The sequence below is a fragment of the Mesorhizobium sp. M1A.F.Ca.IN.020.03.2.1 genome, assembly GCF_004023205.1.
GTDB lineage: Bacteria > Pseudomonadota > Alphaproteobacteria > Rhizobiales > Rhizobiaceae > Mesorhizobium.
Map to the genome: position 1 here is coordinate 1 of NZ_RZSV01000232.1, position 8,538 is coordinate 8,538.

Below are 8,538 nucleotides of genomic sequence, written 5' to 3' on the forward strand. Positions count from 1 at the left end.
GGCAAGGAGGGCGCAAAATTCTGCGCCATCAACATCCTGGCGCAGGCCAAGGCAGCACTTGGCGATCTCGAAAAAATCCGCCGGCTGGTCAAGATCACGGTCTTCGTCGCCTCGGCGCCGGACTTCGTCGAGCAGCATCTGGTCGCCAACGGCGCCTCCGACTTCCTCGTCGCGGTCCTCGGCGAACGTGGCAAGCACGCTCGCTCCGCCGTCGGCACTGCGTCGCTCCCGCTCAATGCCGCGGTCGAGATCGAAGCGATCTTCGAAGTCGAGTAAAACGAGCCTGACATGACCGACCTTTCCTGGTTGATTGCCCGCCCCGTCGCGCATCGCGGCTTCCACGACATGAACAAGACACGCTGGGAGAATACGATGTCGGCCTTCGCCGCGGCAGCCGACCGCGGTTACGCGATCGAATGCGACGTGCATATCTCGTCCGACGGCGTTCCCGTCATCATCCACGACTGCGACCTGAAACGACTGACAGGCGAGGATGGCTTCGTCTGGCAACGCACCGCGGCCGAGCTCACCGCGCTCAAGGTGGGCGGCACGAAAGATCATGTGCCGACGTTGCAGGAGGGGCTCGACCTGATCGACGGACGCGTGCCGCTGGTGGTCGAGCTGAAAGGTGTTCCCGGCCACGACAAAGGATTGGTCGCGAGCGTCGGCAGGCTGCTCAAGCGCTACACTGGCAAGGTGGCGATCATGTCGTTTGACCATTGGCTGATCCGCGACTTCGCCAAGGAGGCGCCGGGCATTCCCGGCGGGCTCACCGCCTACGGCAAGGACGACCAGCTGATCGAGGCGCATTTTGCCATGCTGGCGCACAACCTCGCCTTCACCTCTTACGCCGCCGGCGATCTGCCGAACCCGTTCGTCAGCTTCGTGCGCGAAAAGCTCAAGATGCCGGTCATCACCTGGACCGTGCACGACCAGCCGGCGGTCGACCTCACCTTCAAATATGCCGACCAGATGACCTTCGAGGGCTTTGAGCCGGACCTGGTCAAGGTCGCCTAGAGCTGGATGATTTCAGGTCGAACGACCTGGATCAGATCCGAGCATGATGCCGTCCGAAAACCGCTTCGCACTTTCGGCATCATGCTGTGAGGCAGTGCCTGAAACGTGACTTGTAGCTGCCCTGAGGACGCTTAAATAAGCCGGATGGATCAGGGTGACGACGACGATGGACCGACAGCGAATGCGGACTATTCGGTCCGCATCGCGACCACCATCGGCGCATTCACCTGCGATGAATGGAACAGCTTCGCCGGAACCGCGCGCGGCGACAGAGCAAACGGCTACAACCCGCTCGTTTCATTCGGTTTTCTGAGCGCGCTTGAGGATTCTGGCTGTGCCGTGCGGCGCACCGGCTGGCAGGGTCATCACCTCAGGCTCGAGACGGCGCAAGGCAAGCTGCTGGGCGCCGTGCCTTGCTATCTCAAATCGCACAGTCAGGGCGAATATGTCTTCGACCACGGCTGGTCGGACGCGTTCGAGCGCGCAGGTGGGCGCTATTATCCGAAGCTGCAATGCTCGGTGCCGTTCACGCCCGTCACCGGCCCTCGCCTGCTCGTAAGCAGGGGCGAGGACGAAGGCGCGGTGAGGGCCGGCCTCGCCGCCGGCCTGAAATTGGTGACCGACAAGCTCGGCGTGTCTTCCGCGCATGTCACCTTCGCCGCCGAGCCCGACATTGCGACGCTCGAAGCAGCGGGTTTCCTGCACCGGACCGACCAACAGTTCCATTTCTTCAACGAAGGCTTTTCGAGCTATGATGACTTCCTCGCCACGCTCGCTTCACGCAAGCGTAAGGCGATGAAAAAGGAGCGTCGCGAGGCGCTGGCCGACGGCATCAGCATCGATTGGCTGACCGGCAGGGACATCACCGAACGCGTCTGGGACGATTTCTTCGCTTTCTACATGGATACCGGCGGCAGGAAATGGGGCCGCCCTTATCTCAACCGCCAGTTCTTCTCGCTGATCGGCGAGCGCATGGCCGAGGACATTCTCCTGGTCATGGCCAAGCGCAACGGCCGCTACATTGCGGGCGCCATCAACTTCATCGGGTCCGACGCGCTTTACGGCCGCAACTGGGGCTGCATCGAGGATCACCCCTTCCTGCATTTCGAGGTCTGCTACCATCAGGCGATCGACTTCGCGATCGAGCGCAAATTGAAGGTGGTGGAGGCCGGCGCGCAAGGCGAGCACAAGTTGGCGCGCGGCTACCAGCCGGTGACCATGCATTCGGCGCACTACATCGCCCATCCTGGCCTGCGCAACGCGGTCGCCGACTACCTTCGCCGCGAGAGGCGCGAGGTGGAGCGGATGGGGGACTATCTCGAAGAGCACACCCCGTTCCGCAAGGATCTCAAGGAATAGCTCGGGCCTTGCCATCCACAGTCATTGCGGCTTTCGGGCCGCGATCGGAACGAGGAACGAAAAGCAGGCAACCAGGAAGAAAATGCCGCCGCCAAGCGCCAGCAGATCGCCTGCGCGCGACGCGGCGGCGATGAAGAACAGCGCCGACACAATGAACAACAGCCATCCGGCGACGATCCACTTCACAGTCGCTCCATCCTGACATTGACGTATCAGACGACAACACCTGCGATCATGCAACAGCGATGGCCGACCGCGCTGCCGACAGATCGGCTCAATCGTCTTGCCGCTCGGAAGCGGCTTCGCTACACCGGACGACGACCTAATCCGGAGTGCCCGCCATGGCCGAAGCCTACGATCCCGGCAACATCTTTGCGAAAATCCTGCGCGGCGAAATCCCCTCGCACCGCATCTATGAGGACGATGCGGTCGTAGCCTTCATGGATGTGATGCCGCAAGGAGTCGGCCACACGCTGGTGGTGCCGAAGGCGCCGTCGCGCAATATCCTCGACGCCGATCCGGCAACATTCGGTCCGCTGTTTGCCGTGGTGCAGAAGGTGGCGGTTGCCGTGAAAAAGGCCTTCAACGCCGACGGCGTCACCTTGATGCAATTCAACGAGCCGGCCTCCGGGCAGACCGTCTACCATCTCCATGTCCACGTCATTCCGCGCTTCGACGGCGTGCCGCTGAAGCCTCATTCCGGGCAGATGGAAAAGCCGGAAGTGCTGGCCGAGAACGCCGGCAAGATCCGCGCGGCACTGGGAAACTAAAGCGCGCGGCCCCGTCGCCGTTGAAGGCCGACTGACAGCCTCGCACTGACGATCCTATATCGGTTTGCCGCGACAACCCCGGCGCGTTTTTCCCCGGCCGGCCGCGTGCGGCGCCCGGATGCGACCGTTTGCACTCGAATCGTTTGGTTAGGAAATATCGAACCATCTCGCTGTAGAACGCTGAGGCGTGGCGAGCTATTGGGTTTCAAACCATGGACAATTCGGTTGCGGCGTCGAACCCCCTTGCGAGGATGGCTGGCGGACGGGCTTTTCTGATCGCCATGGCACACGCCTTTCGACGACACAGATTGCTTCACGCCTTGGCCGTCGGCGCTCTGCTTCTGGCAATAGCGATCGGCATGCGCACCGGAAACATGCCGGATTTCGGCATATTGAAAGAATACATTGAGTACCTTTTGATCGCTTTCTGGATCTGCGGTTGCGTCTTTGCACTTGGGATCTTTCTCCACCTTGCGCTGGTCAAACGGGATCCCGAACCGCTCGGCACCTTCCTGAAATCGCTGGGCAGCTTTTTCGGCGACGCCGAACGCACGGCCAACAGCCTCAACGGCCTGACCGCCAGCATCGCCTTCGTATCCGCCGTCGGTGTTCTGAAAGGAGCCATCGCAATCCTCTCCCCTTTTGCATGGGACAAGGCGCTGGCCCACGCCGATCGGATCCTGCATTTCGGTAGAGCCCCGGACGAATGGCTGTGGTTTGTCGTCCAGTCGCCATTTGCATTGAGGATGCTCAATCTCGCCTACAATTTCTGGTTCATCGTGCTCATCGCCACGGTTTTCACCGCCTGCATCACGCGCAAAGATACGAAGCTGCGTCATCAGTTCCTGATGAGCTTCATGCTGATATGGACGCTTGGCGGCTTCTTCCTGGCGATGGGGCTGTCGTCGGCAGGGCCGTGCTTTTACGAGCGACTGGGACTCGGCGGTGACTTCCGTCCCCTCATGCAGGCACTCGCCGCCGCCGATCGCATCTATCCGATCTGGGCGCTTAGCACGCAGGACATGCTATGGAGCGGCTATACCGGCGCGACCGTCGGCAGCATCGGCATATCCGCTTTCCCGTCCATGCACGTGGCGATGGCGGTGCTTTTCTCTTTGTACGCAACGCGGCGCTCCCGGCCGGCCGGTATCCTGATGTGGGCATTCGCTGCCATGATAATGGTCGGCTCAGTCGCGCTTGGCTGGCATTATGCCATCGACGGCTACGCGGGTGCCCTCTTGTCGATCATGATCTGGAAGGCGTGCGGATATTTCCTGACACGCTTCGCGCCGGACGGCGTTGCTTGACTCTGCAGCCAGCAAACATTTCCCGGGGCGGCAATGCTCGACTTCCGGAGGGCCGCGCGCCATTCCGTATGGATGATTTGGCCAGCCATCACGTGTCGGTTCCTCCCAATCAAAAAGCCCCGTTGCCGGGGCTTTTTGACTGCAATGCATGTCGCCCAAAGGCGGGCGGCCGTTTTGGTAACAAGCACCTAGCGCGCGCCGCCTGAATCCGTTTCAGCGGGACGCGCTTCAGGTCGATCAGCCCTTGCGGGGCAGCTGCGGCACCAGGCTTCGCTTGCCGCCGTCCTTGCCCTTCGGCTCCGGCTTCTGCGCCACGGCCTTCTTGGCGGCAGGCTTTTTCGCCGCCGCCTTCCTCGGCTTCGGCGCGTCCTCCGGCTCTTCCTTCTTCGGCTTCACCGGAGCTTCATCGGCCAACGATTCGAGCTTCAGGCCGGTCTCGCCGGTTTCCTTCTTCTCGACGGTGACGCGCACCGTGCCACCCTTCTTCAGCTTGCCGAACAGCACCTCGTCGGCCAGCGGCTTCTTGATGTGCTCCTGAATGACGCGGCCGAGCGGACGCGCGCCCATGCGCTCGTCATAGCCCTTGTCGGCCAGCCAGGCGATCGCGTCCGGCGACAGGTCGAAGGTGACGCCCCGCTCGGAAAGTTGGGCCTCGAGCTGCATGACGAATTTCTGCACCACCTGATGGATCACCGGGATCGGCAGCGAGCCGAACGGAATGATCGCGTCGAGACGGTTGCGGAATTCGGGCGTGAACAGCCGGTTGATAGCCTCGACGTCGTCGCCCTCGCGCTTGGTCGAGCCGAAGCCGATCGCCGCGCGCTGAGCGTCCGATGCGCCCGCATTGGTCGTCATGATCAGGATGACGTTGCGGAAGTCGATCTGCTTGCCGTTGTGGTCGGTCAGCTTGCCGTGATCCATCACCTGCAACAGGATGTTGAACAGATCCGGATGCGCCTTCTCCACCTCGTCGAGCAACAGCACGCAATGGGGATGCTGGTCGACACCGTCGGTCAACAGTCCACCCTGGTCGAAGCCGACATAGCCGGGAGGTGCGCCGATCAGCCGCGAGACGGTGTGGCGTTCCATATATTCCGACATGTCGAAGCGGATCAGCTCGACGCCGAGCGAGGCCGCGAGTTGCTTGGCCACTTCCGTCTTGCCGACGCCGGTCGGCCCCGAGAACAGGTAGGAGCCGATCGGCTTCTCCGGCTCGCGCAGGCCCGCCCGCGCCAGCTTGATCGCCGACGTCAGCGCTGTGATTGCAGTATCCTGACCGTAGACGACGCGCTTCAGCTCGACATCGAGACCCTGCAGCACCTTCTCGTCGTCCGCCGAAACCGTCTTCGGCGGGATGCGCGCCATGGTGGCGATCGTCGCCTCGATTTCCTTGATGCCGATCGTCTTCTTGCGCTTGGCCTCAGGCACCAGCATCTGCGAGGCGCCGGTCTCGTCGATCACGTCGATCGCCTTGTCCGGCAGCTTGCGGTCGCTAATGTAGCGGGCCGACAACTCCACCGAAGCCTTGATCGCTTCGCTCGTGTAGCGGACCTTGTGGAACTCCTCGAAATAGGGCTTCAGGCCCTTCATGATCTCGATGGCGTCCTCGATGGTCGGCTCGTTGACGTCGATCTTCTGGAAGCGCCGCACCAGCGCGCGGTCCTTCTCGAAGAACTGGCGGAACTCCTTGTACGTTGTCGAGCCGATGCAGCGGATCGCGCCGGACGACAGCGCCGGCTTCAACAGGTTCGAGGCATCCATGGCGCCGCCGGACGTGGCCCCTGCCCCGATCACGGTGTGGATCTCGTCGATGAACAGCACCGCGCCCGGATAGTCCTCGAGCTCCTTGACGACCTGCTTCAGCCGCTCCTCGAAGTCGCCGCGATAGCGCGTGCCGGCCAACAGCGTGCCCATGTCGAGCGCGAAGATGGTGGCGTCCTGCAGCACCTCGGGCACGTCGCCTTCGACGATGCGCTTGGCAAGGCCCTCGGCGATCGCCGTCTTGCCGACGCCTGGGTCGCCGACATAGAGCGGGTTGTTCTTGGAGCGGCGGCACAGCACCTGGATGGTGCGATTGATCTCGCTCTCGCGACCGATCAGCGGATCGATCTTGCCGGCCTTGGCCTTGTTGTTGAGGTTGATGCAGTAGGCCGTCAGCGCGTCCTGCGGCTTCTTCTTGCCGCCGTCTTCCTGCGGCTCGGCGCCGTTCTGACCGCCCTGCTCATCGTCGGCGCCGCGCGGCGTGCGCGACTCCGAAGCGCCGGGGCGCTTGGCGATGCCGTGCGAGATGTAGTTGACCGCGTCGTAGCGGGTCATCTGCTGTTCCTGCAGGAAATAGGCCGCATGGCTTTCGCGCTCGGCAAAGATTGCGACGAGCACATTGGCCCCGGACACCTCCTCGCGGCCGGACGACTGCACATGGATGACGGCGCGCTGGATGACGCGCTGGAACCCGGCGGTCGGTTTCGAATCCTCGTCGTAACCGGTGACGAGATTGTCGAGCTCGGTGTCGATATAGGTCAGAACGGTGTGCTTGAGCTCGTCGAGATCGACATTGCAGGCGCGCATCACCGCGGCCGCCTCGGTGTCGTCGATGAGCGCCAGCAGCAGGTGTTCGAGCGTTGCATATTCATGATGCCGCTCGTTGGCGAACGTCAGCGCCTGATGTAGCGCCTTTTCCAGGCCTTGGGAGAAAGCCGGCATGTTACCTCACTTCTTCTCCATCACGCATTGCAGCGGATGCTGATTCTGTCGGGCGAAATCCATGACCTGAGACACTTTGGTCTCGGCCACCTCGAATGTGTAGACCCCGCACTCGCCCACTCCATGATTATGAACATGCAGCATGATGCGTGTGGCGGCCTCGCGGTCCTTCTGGAAAAAACGCTCCAGGACGTGGACCACGAACTCCATGGGAGTGTAGTCGTCGTTAAGGATGAGGACCCTGTAGAGGCTGGGCTTTTTTGTCTTGGTTTTGGTGCGCGTGATGACCGCCGTGCCGCGACCGGGATCGTTGCGGTCGCCGTCACCTTGCATTCGCACCACGCCTGCCGTGGCAGTCAAACCGATCGTCACGTAGTCCTGCCTTTTCGAATCCTCATGCGAGTTCAACATGTAGGTCTTCGATGGCCGATTTTAAGCCCTTCTGTTTAGCTGACAATATGGCTAGGTACGCAAACTTCAGCGAATTTCTCAATCGTGAATGCGGCAAGGCGCGGGTGGTTGCGGCGGCGCATGAAAAAACCCGGCCGCGCTTCCGCGACCGGGTTGTTTTTGCGGGCCGGCTAGCCTGCCCGATGTGATCGGACGAAATTACTTCGTCTTGGCGACGACCGATTCGAACGGCTTGTAGGCTTCCTTGGCGAGCTCGGCATAGAGATTGCCGATCTTGCTGGCCTCGGCCACGAAGCTCTCGTAGCTCTGCTTGGCGTAGTCGGTCTGGATCTCGATGGCCTTCTCGATCGACTTGGCCGAGAACAGCTTCTCGAAGGCGGCGCTGCCGGCCTCGAAGCTCTTCTTGGTGTATTCGCCGGCTTCGGTCGCGATCGCCTGCGCACCCTTGGTGAGCGAGGCAAAGCTCTTCAGCCCGGTGTCGGCAAACTCCTTGCCGTATTTCGCGAAGTCCTCATAGGTCTGGGTCATTTCATGCCTTCCCTTGGTTGAAACGCCCATTTAGCCCCGGGCGCCCCTGTGCAATGCACTGGAATATATTGTGCGCTGCACAAAAGTCAAGATTGCCTTGAGCCGCAAGGGCTCCGCGCGACAGCGACCGCTAAAGTTCGAATAAACAGAGGCTCAAATCGCCAGAAAATGGTGAACGCGGCGGTTACCATAAACGGATTGGTAACGCTGACCGCGATAGCTTGGCCGGAAGTGAGGCAGGCACCCCTCTGCCGCCTCCGGGGCAACGAAAATTCAGGGTAAGTAACGGTGCGTCAGGCGTTGTCGGGCTTCGTCTCCAAATCTTCATTCTCCTTCAAGGCGATCATGATTGCCGCGCTCGCGGTGACGATTGTCACCGCCGATGTCGCCTCCGCGATGGCGGCAAAGTCTGCCGCGATTGTCGTCGACGCCAAGACCGGAAG

The 8,538-nt window shown here is 61.6% G+C and carries 10 protein-coding genes; 6 read left to right on the plus strand and 4 right to left on the minus strand.

Annotated features, from left to right (window positions below; all coding sequences use genetic code 11):
- The 3 genes from EOA79_RS26310 to EOA79_RS26320 all read left to right on the plus strand — a co-directional run.
- Positions 1 to 276: RidA family protein (locus EOA79_RS26310; protein ID WP_164893954.1), on the plus strand; the 276-nt coding region annotated here is incomplete at its 5' end.
- A gap of 12 nt (positions 277 to 288) precedes the next feature.
- Complete coding sequence (locus tag EOA79_RS26315; RefSeq protein WP_095825365.1) at positions 289 to 1,017, plus strand: glycerophosphodiester phosphodiesterase; 729 nt, start codon at positions 289 to 291, stop codon at positions 1,015 to 1,017.
- 144 nt (positions 1,018 to 1,161) lie between these two features.
- Positions 1,162 to 2,376 (plus strand): GNAT family N-acetyltransferase, encoded by a 1,215-nt coding sequence (locus tag EOA79_RS26320; protein ID WP_127334977.1) that lies wholly within the window; start codon positions 1,162 to 1,164, stop codon positions 2,374 to 2,376.
- Between the two features lie 21 nt (positions 2,377 to 2,397).
- On the opposite strand, the gene EOA79_RS26325 is transcribed toward EOA79_RS26320, so the two are convergent.
- Positions 2,398 to 2,562, minus strand: coding sequence for a cytochrome oxidase subunit III (locus EOA79_RS26325; protein ID WP_095825363.1), 165 nt, complete (start codon positions 2,560 to 2,562; stop codon positions 2,398 to 2,400).
- A 155-nt stretch (positions 2,563 to 2,717) separates the two neighbouring features.
- Between EOA79_RS26325 and EOA79_RS26330 the strand changes: the two genes are divergently transcribed.
- Complete coding sequence (locus EOA79_RS26330) at positions 2,718 to 3,146, plus strand: HIT family protein (RefSeq protein WP_066992609.1); 429 nt, start codon at positions 2,718 to 2,720, stop codon at positions 3,144 to 3,146.
- Between the two features lie 359 nt (positions 3,147 to 3,505).
- Positions 3,506 to 4,453, plus strand: a complete 948-nt coding sequence (locus EOA79_RS26335) for a phosphatase PAP2 family protein (protein WP_245489934.1) — start codon at positions 3,506 to 3,508, stop codon at positions 4,451 to 4,453.
- Between the two features lie 237 nt (positions 4,454 to 4,690).
- Here the strand turns inward: EOA79_RS26335 and clpA are convergent, their stop codons facing one another.
- A complete protein-coding gene (clpA, locus tag EOA79_RS26340) occupies positions 4,691 to 7,156 on the minus strand; it encodes an ATP-dependent Clp protease ATP-binding subunit ClpA (protein WP_066992605.1) in 2,466 nt (821 codons plus the stop codon).
- A 6-nt stretch (positions 7,157 to 7,162) separates the two neighbouring features.
- Positions 7,163 to 7,489 (minus strand): ATP-dependent Clp protease adapter ClpS, encoded by a 327-nt coding sequence (gene clpS, locus EOA79_RS26345; RefSeq protein ID WP_041000825.1) that lies wholly within the window; start codon positions 7,487 to 7,489, stop codon positions 7,163 to 7,165.
- Between the two features lie 89 nt (positions 7,490 to 7,578).
- Here clpS and EOA79_RS32995 point away from each other — a divergent pair, with 89 nt between their 5' ends.
- Positions 7,579 to 7,755, plus strand: a complete 177-nt coding sequence (locus tag EOA79_RS32995; protein ID WP_156751000.1) for a hypothetical protein — start codon at positions 7,579 to 7,581, stop codon at positions 7,753 to 7,755.
- A gap of 10 nt (positions 7,756 to 7,765) precedes the next feature.
- On the opposite strand, the gene EOA79_RS26350 is transcribed toward EOA79_RS32995, so the two are convergent.
- Entirely contained in the window at positions 7,766 to 8,095 is a 330-nt protein-coding gene (locus EOA79_RS26350) for a phasin family protein (RefSeq protein ID WP_095810897.1), read from the minus strand.
- Between the last annotated feature and the right edge of the window lie 443 nt (positions 8,096 to 8,538).

Coding starts and splice junctions, on each gene's coding strand:
- EOA79_RS26315 (WP_095825365.1), top strand. CDS start 289: ATGACCGACCTTTCCTGGTTGATTGCCCGCCCCGTCGCGCATCGCGGC.
- EOA79_RS26320 (WP_127334977.1), top strand. CDS start 1,162: ATGGATCAGGGTGACGACGACGATGGACCGACAGCGAATGCGGACTAT.
- EOA79_RS26330 (WP_066992609.1), top strand. CDS start 2,718: ATGGCCGAAGCCTACGATCCCGGCAACATCTTTGCGAAAATCCTGCGC.
- EOA79_RS26335 (WP_245489934.1), top strand. CDS start 3,506: ATGCGCACCGGAAACATGCCGGATTTCGGCATATTGAAAGAATACATT.
- clpA (WP_066992605.1), bottom strand. CDS start 7,156: ATGCCGGCTTTCTCCCAAGGCCTGGAAAAGGCGCTACATCAGGCGCTG.
- clpS (WP_041000825.1), bottom strand. CDS start 7,489: ATGCAAGGTGACGGCGACCGCAACGATCCCGGTCGCGGCACGGCGGTC.
- EOA79_RS32995 (WP_156751000.1), top strand. CDS start 7,579: ATGGCCGATTTTAAGCCCTTCTGTTTAGCTGACAATATGGCTAGGTAC.
- EOA79_RS26350 (WP_095810897.1), bottom strand. CDS start 8,095: ATGACCCAGACCTATGAGGACTTCGCGAAATACGGCAAGGAGTTTGCC.